16 protein-coding genes, 1 pseudogene and 1 riboswitch are annotated in these 17,292 nt (G+C 39.0%); of the genes and pseudogenes, 16 read left to right on the top strand and 1 reads right to left on the bottom strand.

Annotated features, from left to right (window positions below):
• The first annotated feature begins 47 nt into the window (after positions 1 to 47).
• The 10 genes from H9648_RS02395 to H9648_RS02350 all read left to right on the top strand — a co-directional run bounded on the left by H9648_RS02395 (position 48) and on the right by H9648_RS02350 (position 11,388).
• On the top strand, positions 48 to 932 hold the full coding sequence (locus H9648_RS02395; protein ID WP_191752167.1) for a hypothetical protein: 885 nt from the start codon (positions 48 to 50) through the stop codon (positions 930 to 932).
• Between the two features lie 154 nt (positions 933 to 1,086).
• Entirely contained in the window at positions 1,087 to 2,172 is a 1,086-nt protein-coding gene (locus tag H9648_RS02390) for a copper resistance D family protein (protein WP_191752166.1), read from the top strand.
• Between the two features lie 33 nt (positions 2,173 to 2,205).
• A complete protein-coding gene (locus tag H9648_RS02385; protein WP_191752165.1) occupies positions 2,206 to 2,454 on the top strand; it encodes a DUF2573 family protein in 249 nt (82 codons plus the stop codon).
• A gap of 391 nt (positions 2,455 to 2,845) precedes the next feature.
• Positions 2,846 to 3,763 carry a proline dehydrogenase family protein gene (locus H9648_RS02380; RefSeq protein ID WP_191752164.1) on the top strand — a complete coding sequence of 306 codons (918 nt, stop codon included), beginning with the start codon at positions 2,846 to 2,848 and terminating at the stop codon, positions 3,761 to 3,763.
• A 462-nt stretch (positions 3,764 to 4,225) separates the two neighbouring features.
• Positions 4,226 to 6,622, top strand: coding sequence for a 3-hydroxyacyl-CoA dehydrogenase/enoyl-CoA hydratase family protein (locus tag H9648_RS02375; protein ID WP_191752163.1), 2,397 nt, complete (start codon positions 4,226 to 4,228; stop codon positions 6,620 to 6,622).
• A 15-nt stretch (positions 6,623 to 6,637) separates the two neighbouring features.
• Positions 6,638 to 7,819 (top strand): acetyl-CoA C-acetyltransferase, encoded by a 1,182-nt coding sequence (locus tag H9648_RS02370; protein WP_191752162.1) that lies wholly within the window; start codon positions 6,638 to 6,640, stop codon positions 7,817 to 7,819.
• Positions 7,820 to 7,834: 15 nt separating this feature from the next.
• A complete protein-coding gene (locus tag H9648_RS02365; protein ID WP_191752161.1) occupies positions 7,835 to 9,619 on the top strand; it encodes an acyl-CoA dehydrogenase family protein in 1,785 nt (594 codons plus the stop codon).
• A 651-nt stretch (positions 9,620 to 10,270) separates the two neighbouring features.
• Positions 10,271 to 10,630 carry an arsenate reductase family protein gene (locus H9648_RS02360; RefSeq protein WP_137791762.1) on the top strand — a complete coding sequence of 120 codons (360 nt, stop codon included), beginning with the start codon at positions 10,271 to 10,273 and terminating at the stop codon, positions 10,628 to 10,630.
• A 71-nt stretch (positions 10,631 to 10,701) separates the two neighbouring features.
• Complete coding sequence (gene gcvH, locus H9648_RS02355) at positions 10,702 to 11,088, top strand: glycine cleavage system protein GcvH (RefSeq protein WP_066397386.1); 387 nt, start codon at positions 10,702 to 10,704, stop codon at positions 11,086 to 11,088.
• Positions 11,089 to 11,148: 60 nt separating this feature from the next.
• On the top strand, positions 11,149 to 11,388 hold the full coding sequence (locus H9648_RS02350; RefSeq protein ID WP_191752160.1) for a YusG family protein: 240 nt from the start codon (positions 11,149 to 11,151) through the stop codon (positions 11,386 to 11,388).
• Positions 11,389 to 11,446: 58 nt separating this feature from the next.
• Here the strand turns inward: H9648_RS02350 and H9648_RS02345 are convergent, their stop codons facing one another.
• Positions 11,447 to 11,767, bottom strand: a complete 321-nt coding sequence (locus tag H9648_RS02345; protein WP_191752159.1) for a general stress protein — start codon at positions 11,765 to 11,767, stop codon at positions 11,447 to 11,449.
• A 240-nt stretch (positions 11,768 to 12,007) separates the two neighbouring features.
• Here H9648_RS02345 and H9648_RS02340 point away from each other — a divergent pair, with 240 nt between their 5' ends.
• The 6 genes and pseudogenes from H9648_RS02340 (at position 12,008) to H9648_RS02315 (ending at position 16,780) form a co-directional block, all read left to right on the top strand.
• On the top strand, positions 12,008 to 12,355 hold the full coding sequence (locus tag H9648_RS02340) for a toprim domain-containing protein (protein WP_066397377.1): 348 nt from the start codon (positions 12,008 to 12,010) through the stop codon (positions 12,353 to 12,355).
• 3 nt (positions 12,356 to 12,358) lie between these two features.
• Entirely contained in the window at positions 12,359 to 13,411 is a 1,053-nt protein-coding gene (locus H9648_RS02335) for a PQQ-dependent sugar dehydrogenase (protein ID WP_191752158.1), read from the top strand.
• A gap of 4 nt (positions 13,412 to 13,415) precedes the next feature.
• The gene (locus H9648_RS02330) at positions 13,416 to 13,763 is read left to right on the top strand and encodes a thioredoxin family protein (protein ID WP_191752157.1); all 348 of its coding nucleotides are present in this window, start codon (positions 13,416 to 13,418) and stop codon (positions 13,761 to 13,763) included.
• 459 nt (positions 13,764 to 14,222) lie between these two features.
• Positions 14,223 to 14,992 (top strand): annotated as a pseudogene (sigI, locus tag H9648_RS02325) (RNA polymerase sigma-I factor).
• A gap of 90 nt (positions 14,993 to 15,082) precedes the next feature.
• On the top strand, positions 15,083 to 16,315 hold the full coding sequence (locus H9648_RS02320) for an anti-sigma-I factor RsgI family protein (protein WP_191752156.1): 1,233 nt from the start codon (positions 15,083 to 15,085) through the stop codon (positions 16,313 to 16,315).
• Positions 16,316 to 16,435: 120 nt separating this feature from the next.
• Positions 16,436 to 16,780 carry a hypothetical protein gene (locus H9648_RS02315; RefSeq protein WP_191752155.1) on the top strand — a complete coding sequence of 115 codons (345 nt, stop codon included), beginning with the start codon at positions 16,436 to 16,438 and terminating at the stop codon, positions 16,778 to 16,780.
• Positions 16,781 to 16,859: 79 nt separating this feature from the next.
• Positions 16,860 to 16,990: riboswitch (SAM riboswitch) on the top strand.
• The last annotated feature ends 302 nt before the right edge of the window (positions 16,991 to 17,292 follow it).

Raw genomic sequence — 17,292 nt, 5'->3', positions numbered from 1 at the left:
TATGGTTATTCCTTTATAGGGATAACGAGTTAAAGGGGGCAATAGATTTGAAGACAACAGATGAGAAAATCAAAATTCGGAATCATTGGTTCAAAATTATTTTAATCAGTCTAATATCTTTAGTATTTATGTACAAGTTAGTGATCACTGAATTTACGTTTCATTTTTCTGACTTGCTTGCATTCCTTGTAGCTGTTTTTGCGATAGGGATCTGCAGTATGTTTTATGTAAAAGTAAATGAAGCACTCATGGCTTTTGTATCTGCCGGGAAGTCAGTTATACCGATGGCTAACAAAAATAAACTTGAGCCAGAAGTGCAAGAAGAGAGCATAAAAGAAGAATACATAGAAGATGATCAGGTCATATTAACGGAATCTGAAGAAGAAGAACTTGTGCGTGAATTATTATCTCAAGAAGAGCAGATTAAGCGAATGAAACAAGTTCAGAATGAAGTAAAGAACCGCTTAGTAACAGAAGACCTTCATGAAGAAGATAAAAAAGATTACATAGACTATTTGCTGCAAAAAGAAAAAGAAATCATGTTAGCAAAACAAGAGATTATCCGAATTACTTCTTTATTAGAACCTCTAGAAGAATCTGCTGAAGAAGAAGAGTTCGAACAAGAGTATGTTGAAGAAGAATACATAGATGAAGAAGCAGCTCAGACTGGAAATGCGAAAGATATTGTGCAGTTACTAGGAAAAGAGTTCGTGTTGAATGCTAGTCTAGAGCAATTCAATCACAAGATGAGAGAAATTCAACACTCCATCACGATTGAAACGGCCAGTCAATTAAAAGAACAGGGACTCATTGATCCATATTTCAATGTCACACGTAAAGGATTGAAAGAATTTAGACGTGCTGCAAGAAAATTCAGCTATGGGGACGGAGTAAAATTCCTATCCAAAGTCGTGCAGCGAGGACATCGATAACTTCATGAAAAAGCTAATAGACGCGAGAAATACGCTGTTCTGTTAGCTTTTTTCTATTTAAACTGAGATTTCATTTTATTGTCATTCTTAATTTTTGTTACTTTCCTAATCCCTGATACAATAAGCATAGATTGTTGTGAAGGAGCTTATTTTTATGTTTTTTGTTGCTAAGGTGATGTTATATGTATGTTTTGCTTTATTGATGGGTTCTTTTATCTTATATTCAGTTCCAAGGCGGAATCGTCCGGAAATTTTTATATCGAAGAAGTTCATCTTGATTTTAATAGCATTAACGCCACTGTTTGGTATTGGAGAGCTTGTAAGACTTACGATGCATCTAGGAGAAGATTTCGGATATTGGTTGACGTTCCAGAACATCGTTTTAAGTTTTGAAGTAGGAAAGGGTTGGCTTTTCTTAACCGGAATTTCCATTCTATTGTTTTTCATGGTTTTATTTAATGATATAAAAGAAGATCGATTCTTTGCCGGATTAGCCGTCTTTTTGATAGCGGGGATGGGAGTTTCTGTTGGTTATGCGAGTCATGCAGCAAGTTTAGAATCGTTAGGTTTCTTGGCTCACTCTCTTCATTTTATTGCAGTAATCACATGGTCTGGGGTACTTCTCGTAAGTGGTTATTTCAGCAAAGGGGAGGGACCAAGCCTTTCGTTCTATAAATGGTTCACACCATTGGCAGTTGCCTGCTTAGCAACCGTTATCGGTGCTGGATTGTGGTTGATGAACTATATCGTTCCTGAATATGTGAACAGTTACTTGTTGGACTATGGTCAAGCACTGTTGATCAAACATGTTCTATTATTTATCATCGTAATTTATAGCCTTATTAACGGAATCTTGCTAAAAAAAAGATTAAAGCAAGGTACGACTGGTTTAGCGCTTAACAAATGGATAAAAACAGAAGGAATCTTCTTGTTTCTTGCTTTTGTAGCAACAGCGTTGATGACTCAGCAAACACCACCTCATGATGTAGCGGATACGTTAAAGATGGAGGATCCTTCTAAGCTGTTTACTTTTTCCACTGGTTTGATTCCAGGCGATAATCCGATGCTGTCATTCAGCTTTTCGATGATGAGTCTTGTTTGGCTAGCATTTGCTATAGTACTTGTATTATCTATACTTGCCACGATAAAACGAAACAAAAATATGACACTTGCAGTAGCCGCTTCTATCCTAGCGGCGAGCGCCATTTATTTAGCTATCATGTCTTCTGTATCACTTTGAAAAATTTCTAAATAATCTAGGGGGTATTTAACCGTGGATGATAAATTACAGCAGCAGCTGGATTGTTTAATAGAGAAATACGCTGAGCTTCTTTTGGGAACTTCAGATTCAAAGCATAAAGAAATGGTAAAGGCGTATGCTCTTTATTCGTTTATCGCTAAAAGTATGCCTCCATTAGTAAAGCATTGGAACGAAGAATACCCAGATGCTAAGGATGCCATGAAAAATCTTGTTCAAGAGATTAAAGAATTGAATGAAAAGCACCGAAATCAAAAGAAATAAATAAACTGTAACATGAGGCAGTCATATCGACTGTCTTTTTTATTGCAAGCTATTCATTTTCTGCTACTATCGGTGATATGAAGGTAGTTACAGGTGGTGAGAGGACGTTTTCAGGTGGAACGTAAGGTGTTGGCGGTGAAACTTTATTCTCTATCGGTGAAACTCAGCCATTTACTAGCGAACGTGTAAGAAATATAAATACACGTACCGTAAACATTACTTTAATCGTATCAGTAAACCTTGTTTAATCCACTCTTCATATGAAAAATATTTTTAATATTGCAAAATCGACAATATTCGCAAAAAAAATGATATATTTAAAGCGGTTACAACAGAGAAAGAATTTAACCAATCTTATTTTATATTTTAAGGGTATTAGGGGGTAATTGGCTTGGAACAACTTATGCGCAATTTTTTCTTATTTCTTGCTAAAAATAAATCGTTAACCAACCTTGCTAAAAGATACGGTCTACGTTTCGGAGCAGGTCGTTTTGTGGCAGGTGCAACACTTGATAGTTCTATTTCTGCTATCAAACGTTTGAACGAAAAGGGAATGCCAGTTACGATCGATCATCTTGGTGAGTTTGTCGATAACGAACATGAAGCAGCCGAAATGACTCAGCATTGTATAGATGCAATAAAAGCGATCAGCAAAGAAAAGCTGGATTCACAGCTTTCTTTAAAAATGACTTCCATGGGATTAGACATTAGTGACGAACTTGTGTTGAGCAACATGAGAAAGATTATGGATGCAGCAACTAAACATAATGTTTTCATTACCATTGATATGGAAGACTATTCGCGTTGCGAAAAAACGCTTGAAGTCTTTAAGATGCTAAAGAGTGAGTATGATAACATCTCAACTGTTATCCAAGCTTATTTGTATCGTTCACTAGAAGATGTTCAAACGTTAGATGAATATCATCCGAACCTGCGACTAGTAAAAGGTGCGTACAAAGAACCGCAAACTGTTGCATACCCGGAAAAGAGCGATGTTGATAATAACTTTAAAAAGCTGATCGAAACGCATCTATTGAACGGAAACTATACCGCGATCGCAACACATGATGATGAGATCATCCAATATACAAAAGACTTGGTTGAAAAACATAACATTCCATATGATCAATTTGAGTTTCAGATGTTGTACGGAATTCGTGTAGAGCGACAAGACCAACTGATGCAAGAAGGCTACAAGATGCGAATCTATGTACCATACGGAAACGACTGGTATGGCTACTTTATGAGACGTCTTGCTGAACGTCCGGCAAACGTTGTGTTCGTATTAAAAGGTGTGTTTGGGAAATAAATAGTAGTAATCAAGAGGAGTCTGTCTTAAACACAGACTCCTCTTATTTTATTCAGGCTGTTTTCTAAGGATTGTTGCTTCTAATCTTTTTCTTCTTTGTCTGTTGATTGGAGTGGAAGATGCGAGACTCTCGGCTAGGACGAGTGAGCAGGTGAGACACTTACCCGCGCGAAGCGCGAAGTGGCTCACCGCTCGCCCCGTGGAAAGCGAGCATCTGGAACGGAAAATCAACTTCTTTCAAAAGCAACAATGAATACGAAAACAGCCTTATTCAAAAACATAAAATCCACAAGATAAACCATAGGCATCAAACCTGCATAAGATAGAAATGAAAGTTTACAAAAGAAAAAACCCTCAACTATTGCTAAAATTCAGAATATATTTTATATTGGATATAGGGTAACAAATTTTTTATGGAGAAAAAATGAATGAGTATTCATTCAATAAAGGAGGAAGACCATCTTGTCTCGTGAAATCCGTAAAGCAGCCGTACTGGGTTCTGGTGTAATGGGATCAGGCATAGCCGCTCATCTAGCAAACGTCGGAATACCAACATTACTATTGGATATTGTACCGCCTTCTTTAAGTGAAGAGGAAAAAGCAAAAGAGATCACTGAAGATCATCCTGCATTCCGCAACAAATTTACTCTATCTGCCACACAAAAACTATTAAAGCAAAAGCCGGCTCCACTTGCCGTGAAAGAAAATCTCGAATTAATCTCAATCGGTAACCTTACCGATGATCTTGAAAAATTAAAAGATGTAGACTGGATCATTGAGGTAGTTGTTGAACGCCTAGATGTGAAACAAAAACTTTTTGAAAAAGTAGATCAATATAGAAAACCTGGAAGCATCATCACTTCAAATACATCAGGCATCTCGATTCGTGCTATGGCTGAAGGACGTTCTGAAGATTTTAAAGCAAACTTTTTAGGAACACACTTTTTCAATCCACCGCGATACTTAAAGCTTCTTGAAATCATCCCTACAGAGGACACGAAACCAGAAGTTGTTCAATTCATGCGCAGCTTTGGTGAGAACGTGCTCGGTAAAGGTGTAGTTGAAGCGAAGGATACACCTAACTTTATCGCGAACCGCATCGGAACATATGGACTGATGATCACGATGCAAGAGATGATGAAACAAGGTTACAGTGTCGGTGAAGTAGACTCTGTTACGGGTCCGTTAATCGGCCGTCCAAAATCTGCAACGTTTAGAACACTTGATGTTGTCGGATTAGATACTTTCCTTCATGTTGCTAGAAATGTTTATGAGCAGGTTGACGGAAAAGAAAAAGAAGTGTTTGAGATCCCAGATTTCTTAAACGAAATGGTGGACAAAGGATGGACTGGGAGCAAGACCGGTCAAGGCTTCTATCTCAAACAAAGAAGTAAAGCAGGCAGTGAAATCTTAGAGCTTGATCCTGCTACGTTGGAGTATAAACCGCGCTCCAAAATGAAAACAGCTACACTCGAAGCTGCAAAACAGATGAAAACAACAAACCAAAAATTGAAAGCGCTTTTATATAGTGATGACCGTGCAGGAAAATTGTTATGGGACATTATTAAGCCAGTTCTATTATATTCTGCAGAAAAATGTTATGAGATTGCTGATGATCTTGTCGCGATCGATCAAGCGATGAAATGGGGATTTGGATGGGAGCATGGTCCGTTTGAGATTTGGGATGCGATCGGCGTACCTGAATCTGTAGAACGAATGAAATCTGAAGGAGAGACAATTCCTGGTTGGGTAGAAGAACTTCTTCAATCCGAGAAGAACTCGTTCTATACAAAAAAAGAAGGTGATCGCACTTACTATCACCACGGAAGTTATCTTCCTTTGGAAGAGAACAAAAAAGTTGTTCATTTGAGCCGTTTAAAAGAAAAAGGCAATGTGATCACAAAGAATGGCGGAGCGACACTAATCGATCTTGGTGATGATGTTGCGGGTCTTGAGTTCAATTCTCCGAATAATGCGATCGGACCTGAAATCATTATGATGCTTCATCAGGCGATCGATGAAGTAGAAAAGAACTACAAAGGGCTAGTGATTGGTAATCAAGGCAAGAACTTCTGTGTTGGTGCCAACTTGATGCTTATCCTCATGGAAGCACAAGATGATAATTTCTTTGAACTAGATATGATGGTTCGTCAATTCCAGCAAGCGATGGCAAGAGTACGCTACAGTGCAAAACCTGTCGTTGCAGCTAACTTCGGAATGACGCTAGGTGGCGGAGTTGAAGTATCACTTCCTGCTGCTAGACTTCAGATGTCATCTGAAACGTATATGGGGCTTGTTGAAACGGGAGTCGGCTTGATTCCAGGCGGAGGCGGAAACAAAGAGCTTTATCTTCGTTTATTAGAGCAGTTGCCAGAAGGAGCTAAGGGAGATCTGCAAAAAGTTGCGAACCAAGCTTTTGAAACGATCGCGATGGCTAAAGTTTCAACTTCAGCTCAAGAAGCACGCAAGCTAGGGTTCTTACGAAAAGAAGACAGCATCTCCGTAAATGGTGACCATCTCTTGCATGATGCTAAAACACAAGTGCTTGCGTTAGAAAGCCTTGGTTATACACCGCCTGTAAGAAAGAAGATTCCAGTGGTTGGTGAAGCGGGATATGCAACACTTGCACTAGGTGCTCAGACGATGCATTTCAGCCAATACATTTCAGAACACGATCTAAAGATCGCAAAGAAACTAGCCTTTGTTTTAGCTGGAGGAAGAGTGCCAGAAGGAACATTGGTAGACGAACAATACTTACTAGATTTGGAGAGAGAAGCGTTCCTAAGTCTAGCTGGAGAACCAAAAAGCCAGGCGAGAATGCAGCACATGCTTGTTAAAGGCAAGCCGCTAAGAAACTAAGGGGGGAAGAACTCAATGTTAAAAGAGGCAGTAATAGTAGCAGGTGCTAGAACAGCGGTTGGTAAAGCGAAAAAAGGTTCTTTTGCACATATGAGACCAGACGAACTAGCAGCGGTAACCATCAAAGAAACGTTGAAGCGTGCAGGCGATTATAACGGAGAGATTGATGACTTGATCATCGGATGTGCTGTTCCTGAAGCAGAACAAGGGATGAACATGGCTCGTCTGATCGGTGCTAGAGCAGGATTGCCTGAAACTGTACCAGCGATCACGATCAATCGTTTTTGCTCATCGGGTCTGCAAAGTATTGCGTATGGTGCAGAAAAAATCATGCTAGGTGCGGCGGAAGCGATTCTTGCAGGCGGAGCTGAATCCATGAGTCTTGTTCCTGTAGTAGGTCATGTTGTAAAGCCTAACCCTTACTTAGTTGAAACGGTGCCGCAATATTACATGGGAATGGGTCATACAGCAGAAGAAGTAGCGAGACGTTTCGGTATTTCAAGACAAGATCAAGACGAATTTGCTGTAAGAAGTCATCAAAAAGCAGCAGCGGCGATTAAAGAAGGTAAGTTTAACGACGAGATCGTTCCTGTACATGTTATGAAACGCTGGTTAGATGAGCAATCAAAGCTAGTTGAAAAAGAGATTGCTGTGTCTGTTGATGAAGGTGTCCGTGCTGGAACAACCGTTGATGTACTTAGTAAACTTCGTCCGGCATTCACACCGACTGGTTCTGTAACAGCAGGGAACTCCTCACAAACAAGTGACGGAGCCGCAACGGTTCTTGTTATGAACAGAGAAAAAGCAGAAGCAGAAGGTTTAACACCTTTATTAAAATTCCGTTCTTTTGCAGTGGCTGGGGTAGCTCCAGACATCATGGGAGTCGGTCCTGTAGCAGCTATTCCGAAAGCATTGAAAATGGCTGGGCTAGAACTTTCAGACATCGGTTTGTTCGAGTTGAATGAGGCATTCGCTTCCCAGAGCGTTCAAGTCATTCGTGAACTGAACCTTCCAGAAGACAAAGTAAACGTAAATGGCGGTGCGATTGCACTTGGCCATCCACTAGGTTGTTCAGGAACAAAACTAACACTAACTCTATTGCACGAGATGAAGCGTCGTAACGAACAGTTCGGAGTTGTAACGATGTGTATCGGCGGTGGAATGGGAGCAGCAGGCGTATTTGAACTAGTAGGATAACGAGGAGGAGAAAACATGTCGAATACAGCAGAAAAACAAATCATTGGTGGAAGCTTTTTAATCGAAGACATTTCCGCATCAGATATTTATACACCGGAGGATTTTTCAGAAGAACACTTGATGATCGCAAAAACAACGGAAGATTTCGTTGTGAAAGAAGTTGTACCTCAACTTGAAAAGATGGAAGATCACGATTTTACCGTTTCCAGAAAGTTATTAACAAAAGCGGGAGAGCTAGGTCTACTAGGAGCAGATGTACCTGAAGAGTATGGCGGCTTAGGGCTAGATAAGATTTCTTCTTCACTCATCACAGAAAAATTCGCTCGCGGACGCGGTTTCTCGATCAGTTACGGAGCGCATGTAGGAATCGGCTCACTTCCTATCGTTCTTTTTGGTAACGAAGAGCAAAAGAAAAAATACTTACCTGAACTTGCAACAGGTGAAAAGATCGCAGCTTACGCATTAACTGAGCCGGGTTCTGGATCTGATGCTCTTGGTGCAAGAACGACAGCAAAGCTGAATGCTGAAGGCACTCATTACGTATTGAACGGCGAGAAGCAATGGATCACAAACTCTGCATTCGCTGACGTTTTCGTAGTATATGCAAAGATCGATGGTGAACAGTTCACAGCATTCATCGTTGAAAGAGATTATAAAGGCGTTTCCACAGGACCAGAAGAGAAGAAGATGGGAATTAAGAGTTCTTCCACACGTACTCTTATCCTAGAGGATGTAGAAGTACCAAAAGAAAACCTGTTATGGGAAGCAGGGAAAGGGCATCTGATCGCCTTTAACATTCTGAACATCGGCCGTTACAAGCTCGCATTAGGATGTGTAGGAGCGGCAAAACGCGCATTTGAAGTATCTGTAAAATACGCGAACGAGCGTCAACAGTTCAAGCGTAAGATCAGTTCTTTCAGCCTTATTCAAGAGAAGCTTGCAAACATGGCTGTTCAAACGTATGCAGCTGAAAGTTCTGTTTACCGAACAGTAGGTCTTTTTGAAAACCGCTTAGGCGCTCTATCAGAAGAAAAACAAAAAGACGGCCGTGAATTAGCAAAAGCGATCGCAGAGTATGCAATTGAATGTTCACTGAACAAAGTATCAGCTTCAGAAGTGTTGGACTATGTAGTAGACGAAGGCGTTCAAATCCATGGTGGATATGGCTTTATGTCTGAATATGAGATCGAGGGTGCATACCGCGATTCTCGTATCAACCGAATCTTTGAAGGAACGAACGAGATCAACCGCTTATTAGTTCCAGGCACGCTTGTGAAAAAAGCGATGAAAAACGAGCTGCCACTTATTCAAAAAGCTACTCAGCTTCAACAAGAGCTTATGATGTTAATGCCTGTTGAAGTAGGTACGGAAAGCTTGGATCAAGAAAAATATCTAGTGTCTATGGCTAAGAAGATTTTCTTGATGACAGCAGGATTAACGGTTCAAAAGTTTGGGCCAAAGTTAGAGCAAGAGCAAGAAGTATTATCAAACTTAGCAGATATCATTAGTGAAGTGTACAACATGGAATCTGTTCTCTTACGTACAGAAAAAGCTATCGAAAGATCTGGAGCTGAAAAGACAAAACAAAAACTTCTTTACACAGAAGTGTATTGTCAAGAAGCGTTCAACCGCATTGAAGCTCACGCAAAAGAATCTATCATTGCTGTTGAAGAGGGCGACATGCTTCGTATGATGCTGTCCGCGTTAAAGAAACTGACGCGTCACACACCTATTAATGTGATTAAGAAGAAGCGCGAACTAGCGGTTCAGCTTCTTGAAGAAGAACGCTATATCGTTTAATTGATCTGTATTTATTTACGCTAACCTTCAAAATATCTTATCTTTCCCTCCTGCATTTTGTAGGAGGGGCTTTTTTTGTTAATATGGGCTTATGTTGTGGCAGGAAGCGGTTGATTTCCGTTCCAAGCGCACGCTTTCCGCTGGGCAGGCGGTGAGCCAGTCTCGCGCCTTGCACTCCATACAATTGTTACAGAAGATAATAAAAATGAGTTTGGAAGCAACAATCCTTAAGAAAGTAGCCTGATAAAGCAAGTTTTAATAAAGGGCATCAAAAATTCCAAAATTAAGTGCAGTTTCGGGTGCCGAAACTGATTTCAGATGATACCTAATGGGGTATGCAGCAAGGTTTGAACATTTGATTCCACAAATAAACGCCTTCAATCCACAAATTTGGGCAGTTTATCCACGAATTTTAGCTCCCAATCCAGAAATTTTAGCTGTTTATCCGCGAGTCTACAATTTTCGACAATTGCCACGCCTGACTATACCCCCTCACCCATAAAAAAAGCGTGCATCCTAAAAACGGAAATCTCGCTTTCATATACTTCATTGAACGCATGACAACATCCTGATCAAACAAATTAACAACGTGTAGAATTTCTTGTTTTATTGGTAACACTAGTTTGTGGTACTATGAGAAGGGGTGATATAATGCTACTGAAAGTGTATGAATATCCAAAATGCTCAACTTGCCAAAAAGCAAAAAAATGGCTAAAAGAAAACGATGTAGCCTTTGAGCCTATACATATTGTGGAGAACCCGCCTTCTGCTGATGAACTAAAGAAACTGATCGATCTTAGTGGTCTTGAGATAAAAAAGTTCTTTAATACCAGCGGAATGAAGTATCGTGAGTTGGGTATGAAAGAAAAGATGAAAACAGCAACAGAAGAAGAACTGCTTGAAATCTTAGCCAGTGATGGGATGCTGATCAAAAGGCCGATCGCGACCAACGGCAAAGAGGTTACAGTAGGATTTAAAGAAGAGCAGTACGAAAACACGTGGAAAAAATAACATTGTTACTGACTATAATAAATCAATTATTGTAGTTATTATAAAACCAAGAAAAGCTGGAGGGATTACACATGGAATTTCCAAAAGAATTACGCTATTCAGAAGAGCACGAGTGGACAAAAACAGAAGAAGGCAATAAAGTTCGTATCGGTATTACAGCATTTGCTCAAGACGAACTAGGAGATATCGTGTTCGTTGAACTTCCTGAAGTAGGAGACGAACTTACTGCGGACGAGCCTTTCGGAAGCGTAGAATCGGTTAAGACTGTATCTGAATTGTATGCGCCTGTTTCTGGAAAAGTTGTAGAAGTAAATGCAGACCTTGATGATAGCCCAGAACTTGTTAACGAGTCTCCATATGAAAAAGCTTGGATGGTTGTTGTAGAACTTTCAGATGCATCTGAGGTTGAAAAGTTAATGACTGCTGAACAGTACGAAGAATTAATTAAAGAAGATTAATGAAATCAATCCCTTCAGGAAAGAATAGACATACTGCTATTCTTTTTTGGAGGGATTTTTATGAACCAAGATAGACGAGATGTTACATCAAGGGTTTTTGGTAAAATGAAGGGCGGATCTATGTCCCTTTATTTGGACAAGGATGAAATTGGTCAGATCCGCTTTACAAACCAAGGAAACATGTATGAGATGGCTGAGGGTTTTGAATTTGATGCTGACAAGATTTATAAACGTGAAAAGCCTGTAGAATTACCGAATCCTACAAAGTATGTGGATGAATGTGATAAAGGTTGGTGCTAATTACAGCACATGAGGATGATGTCAACGAGATACCTTGGCAGTCATCCTCTTTTTCATATTAATTTAGTTTGTTTCGTTCAGCACTGCCGCCTTTCGATCCGATCTTTTGATAGAAACTTTTATCCTGATTTTGAGAAGTAGCCGTACCGCCTTTTTTTCCGATTTCTTGATAAAACGTCTTATTGTGTGTGTTAGAGGTCGAACTGCCACCTTTTCTACCAATTTCTTGGAAGAAAGTTGTGTTATGTTTTTTTGATGTGGAGGTACCGCCCTTTTTTCCAATCTGTTGATAGAATTCTTTCCCGCGTGATTTGGCTGTTTTTTCTCCGCCTAATCTGCCTGCATCAGCTCGGCTCATTTTTTGTTCTGTTTTTGCCATGTGATGACTCCTCCAATATTCGTTTTATGTCTCCTGAATTCCCTTTATTAACAGGATGTCAAACGCGATTGGACAGAATTAGTACAAAACGCATACATCAAATACAAATAGGTAGGAAAATAGGAAAAAGGGGTATAGTAATAAAGAACATCTCTTGCAGGATTTTAATAAAATAAAGCAAATATATAATCTAAGCGATGCATTCATTTTATAGTCTTCAAAGTATAGGAGAGATGAGTAATGAATGAAATCAAAAACAAAGTAATCATTGTCGAAGGTAAATCAGACAAGGATAAGTTAGCTGCAATCCTGGATGAACCGGTTGAAATTATTTGTACGAATGGAACTTTAGGTTTGGATAAATTAGAAGAGCTGGCATTAGCGATTGAAGATCGGGATGTTTATATCCTGGTTGATGCAGATGATGCTGGTCATAAACTAAGAAAACAACTGCAACGTGAATTACCGAATGCGGAGCATTTATATATTAATAAGATGTACAGAGAAGTTGCAAAAACACCTCTGATGTACCTCGCAAAGGTATTGGTAGGTGCACACTTTAATATTCAGAAGAATTGTTTAGGATAAGTCATGAAAAAAAATTGGTACAGTCTTTTAACCGCCTTTTGCTTGATTAGTGGTTGTAGTCCTTTAAATAAAGATGAAGTAAGTACTTTTTCCAAAGATGTTGTTAGCACAAAGTTAAATATTCCTTGGCAGATCAACAGCACCCCAAAACAAATGTGGATCAGTGAACGAACTGGGGGGCTTGTTTTATTAGGGCCAAAACAAAAAAAGACCTCTTATTCCCCAAAATTTTCAGAAGCATTGGCTGATGGCGGGGAAGGAGGTTTTCTTGGCTTTCTTTTAGATCAAAATTACGACAGCAACAAAAAAGCTTATGGATATTATACGTATGAAAAATCAGATCGTTTAATAAATCGAGTAGTTGAAATGCGCTTTGAGAATGAAGAATGGCAAGAGAGTAGAATACTTATTGACGATATTCCCGGTGGATACACACACAATGGGGGAAGAATGGCGTGGGGACCAGATCAGAAGCTTTATATTACAACGGGAGATCGCGGAGAAGAGGATCTCTCTCAAAGTTTAGAAAGCCTGGCTGGGAAAATTCTAAGAATCAATAAGGATGGTTCTGTTCCAGAAGATAATCCATTCTACCCTTCTCCTATCTATACATACGGTCATCGTAATCCACAAGGAATGACATGGGATGAAAAAGGCACGATGTTTGCTGCTGAGCACGGGTCATCAAACTATGATGAGCTCAATAAAATTCAGCCGGGAAAAAATTATGGATGGCCGATCATTCGCGGAGATGAAAAAGGCGATGGCTTAGAATCACCGTGGATTCACTCAGGTAATGATACGTGGGCACCCTCTGGCATCGAATATAAAAACGGGTATCTATATGTGGCAGCTCTTAGAGGAGAAAAAGTGATGAAGGTTAGTACTTCCTCAAAAAAGATAACATCAATTGTTTCCAATGAAGGGCGAATTCGTGATATCCTTATTGTGGGTAACAAAATGTATATTGTGACGAATAACAAAGATGGAAGAGGGCAGCCATCAACCGAAGACGATGTGTTGCTAAATGTATCACTAGAAAAAGTAATGGAGTAATACCATGAAAGAAATCACTCGAAAAAATTGGGAAACCGTTATCGAACAATCTCTGCAAAATCCATATTTTTTGTTCCTTGAGACTCCGCTTTGTGGAACTTGTAAGATGGGGAAGAAAATGTTTGAGGTTGCAGTCGAAACGATACGCGTTCAAAAAGACGAAAATATAGCGGTAGGTGTTAGCAATATTAATGAGATGCCAGAGCTTGCTGCCAAATATGGGGTAACCAGCGTTCCATGTTTACTCATTCTTTCAAGAGGAATTGCTATTGATCGTATTTATGCGCTTCAATCTGCGGGAAATATCTATAAATCCATGTTAAAACTAGTGGAAAAGGAATATAAAGGGTGAAAAAAATGTGGGATCCAGCCCACATTTTTTAATTTATCGCCTAATTCTACAAAAAAATAGGTTTTTCGGGGGTTAAACCTTAAGAAAAATATGGGAATTTAATGTCGCCGACACGTCCTTTTGTAACAATTAAGGGTGTGTTTTTTTATTTTAAAATAGCGCTGATGACTTTGATAGAGGGGTTTTTAAGGGGTATAGACGAATTATCAGTTTGTTTTGCCAATTCAGTACTTTAACGATAACGTCACAAATGTTACGGGCGTTGTAATATTGTTATAGAACTGTATCCTACAAATGTCAAAAGTCATGGTATAAATGAATAGGAGAGCTTGTTTGCATGTTTGCTCCCTAGCTTATTGTGGTAAATAAGAATGATTTTATTTTTGAGATAAAAATATACGATTCACTAATAAACGAAACAAAATCAAAGCAATTTTTAAACCGAGGTGATTGATAATCATGGCATCTTTAAATTTAAATGCAGTATTTCCGATTGCGAAAAATAAATTATCGAACAATAAATTAACAAGCATAGAAGATAAAGTTCTAACGATCCAAGAAAGAGACGATGAGAAACTTAGAAATGAACTTATTGGTGATTACCAACCATTCATTAAAAAAGTAACTTCTAAAGTTTGCAGTCAATATATAGATCGTACGATGGACGAGTTTAGTGTAGGTCTTTTTGCTTTCAACGAGGCGATTGATCAATACCAAGAAGGTCAAGGCAGTCGTTTCTTGTCTTTTGCTGATATGGTTATTAGACGCAGAGTCATCGATTATATCCGTAAAGAAGTCCGTCAGAATAGACTGATCTTCCTACAACCAGATGAAGAAGATGAAGAAGGTCGTTTAGAAGAAAGTTATGCAGAGCAAAAAGCTGCAATGGATCATTTTGAAGACCAGATTCAAGTTGAGAATCGTGTTTATGAGATCGAAGAGTACCAAAAATTATTAAAGACTTTTGGATTGAACTTTAAAGTTCTAAGTAAGCACTGTCCAAAACATGTAGATGCACGTGAAAATGCAAAAGAGATTGCTCGTCTTTTAGCTGAGAATGAAGAACTTGCCGCGTTTTTAAAAGAAAAAAGCAATTACCAATAAAAGATTTATTAAATATGGTATCCTGTAGTCGTAAAACCATAGAGAGAAATCGAAAGTATATAATAGCAGTTTCACTTATATATTTAGGCGATTTTCAAGCGCTGAAATCATACATTCAGCCATAAGGTGAGGTAAATATGGTTACTTGGCAAGGGAATGTTATGTTCTCTTGCCTGTAATTTATACTGATCCTGCTACATGCGGGAGGGATACCATTGAAGAACGGCAGCGGCATCGTTATTGAAGTTCAGGATAAAAAAGCAACTCTTCTTATGAAGGACGGAACCTTTATCACAGTAAGAGTACCAGCAGGAAAAAGACCTCTTGTAGGAAATGAGTATCAGACTTCTTATTTTTCACACAAAAAAAGAAGTCTTTTTGTGCTGCCATCTATTTCTTTTTCAGTGGCAGCGTTAATTGCTTTTCTTTTTATTTCAGGTCTTTTACCCAACAGCAGCCATTCTGCCGCGGCTGCTTATGTTAGCTTCGATATCAATCCAAGCCTTGAGGTTGGCGTAGATGATGATATGCGAGTCGTTGAAATGGATGCTTTTAATGAAGAAGCAAGACAGATCATTAAGAAATACAATTTTTCTACAAACGATCGTATGCCGTTTGAAGTATTTGCAGATCAACTGATCAAAGCATATCAGACAGAAGGATATATGGAAGAGAATCAATCCATGCTGATCACTACTGTTACTGATAAAACGAGTGATAAGAAAACAAAGCAGGAATTGGATCATGCAGTGGATTCAATTGTAAAAAAAGCTGTCGTTCAATACCCTGTAGCGATTACTGTTTCAGAAACGAACGAAGAAGTTCGCGATAAAGCGAAACAATTAGGCGTATCTTCAGGTAAATATACAGCCTTCCAAGAAGCAACGAAGAACGATAGACACCTTAAAGAAGAAAAAATTAAAGAAGTGAAATTTCAAGAACTCCAAGTGAATGCGACTTCTTCTAAGGATATTAAATCCGTTCCGCATCCTCGTAAAATAAAGGCTGCACCACATGAGGTCAAGGCTAAGCCTGTAAATAATCACGGGAAAAAATCAGATAACCGCAGCACGGTTAATCCACCCCAGGAAAACGTTGAGAAGCCTAAGAAGCATTTGAATGAAAAACATAATAATGAAGAGCGAGAAAAAAGAAATAAGGTTATTAACAAAAAAGAACATAAGCATCAAAAAGAACAAAGGGTAGAACCTAAGACGATGAAGGAACCTGTCAGGTCTCAAAAAAAGGATAGGAAGTCTAACCAGCCAAAAGAACACAAAAAAGAAAACAAAATGCAAGGTCAGAATCACAACAGAGAAAAGAACGAATACGATCGTAAGCAAGATAATCAGAGACACCAATGGAATAGTGAAAGACATCATAAAGATGATCAAAGACATTCCAAGAATAAGCATGATGAGAAGCAAGAAAAGAAACATAAACACTAATTATGAGATAACGTGTCGTAATACCAATTACGATTCCTTATTGCTGTCGAAGGGTTTATAAAGGTATATGAATATTCCTCTAGAATCGGTGAAGTAACAACCAATTCGGGGGGATTTTTAATGTTGGATATTCGTTACTTCGAAAGTCAAATCGCCAAAAGTCCATATCTTTCTCTTTATAATATTCCTGTTAAGCCTAGCTTTAAGTGTAAGAACGAGACCACGCTGAAAATTGAATATAGAGAAGGAGAGAGGAACAGAACAGTTACGTTTACAGGGAATCCAAAGTATCTATCCATGTTGCTTGAAGGGAAAATGAAGCTGAGCACATTATTGAGACAAGAGATGATTGAGTTTCAAGGTACACTGAGACAACGCTTAAAATGGGAAGCCATTTTTTACTTGAGTTCCCATTGGGAAGAGATATCTGCGGGCGTATTAGTTCGAACTGCTAAAAATATTTGACACGAATCGACAAGGATGATAATATTCTTCACAGTGATTCAAATATGCATCGCTTTAACTTAATAAAGTAACACTTTTTTACTTATCACGAGAGGTGGAGGGACTGGCCCTATGAAACCCGGCAACCGCTAGATCATTGCATTCTTATGAATGATGAACTAGAAAGGTGCCAATTCCTGCAAGACTTTAAGTAGTCTTGGGAGATGAGGAGAACGTGCATAGAATATAATATGCCTTTCTGCTCATATTGAAGCAGAGAGGCATTTTTTTGTTTGGCTGTTATTAAAAGAATTCCTTTTGGGTATTCTCTAATCATCTTTGAAAAGCTGATTGTAGTGGAAGGTGCGAGACTCCTGGGGGATCAGCGGGACAGGTGAGACACCTATAGTGCGAAGCACAGTGTGGCTCACCGCACGCCCCCCGGAAAGCGAGCAACCTGAAACGGAAATCAGCCACTTTCAAGAACAACATTGATTACTAAAAAGAAAGCATTATTTAGACAAGAAATGAGG

Origin of the sequence: Fictibacillus norfolkensis, assembly GCF_014836645.1 — a bacterium.
In the GTDB taxonomy this organism is placed as follows: domain Bacteria; phylum Bacillota; class Bacilli; order Bacillales; family Fictibacillaceae; genus Fictibacillus; species Fictibacillus norfolkensis.
The sequence above is the reverse complement of the archived record's forward strand: the minus strand, read 5'-3'. Positions and strand labels throughout refer to the sequence as shown.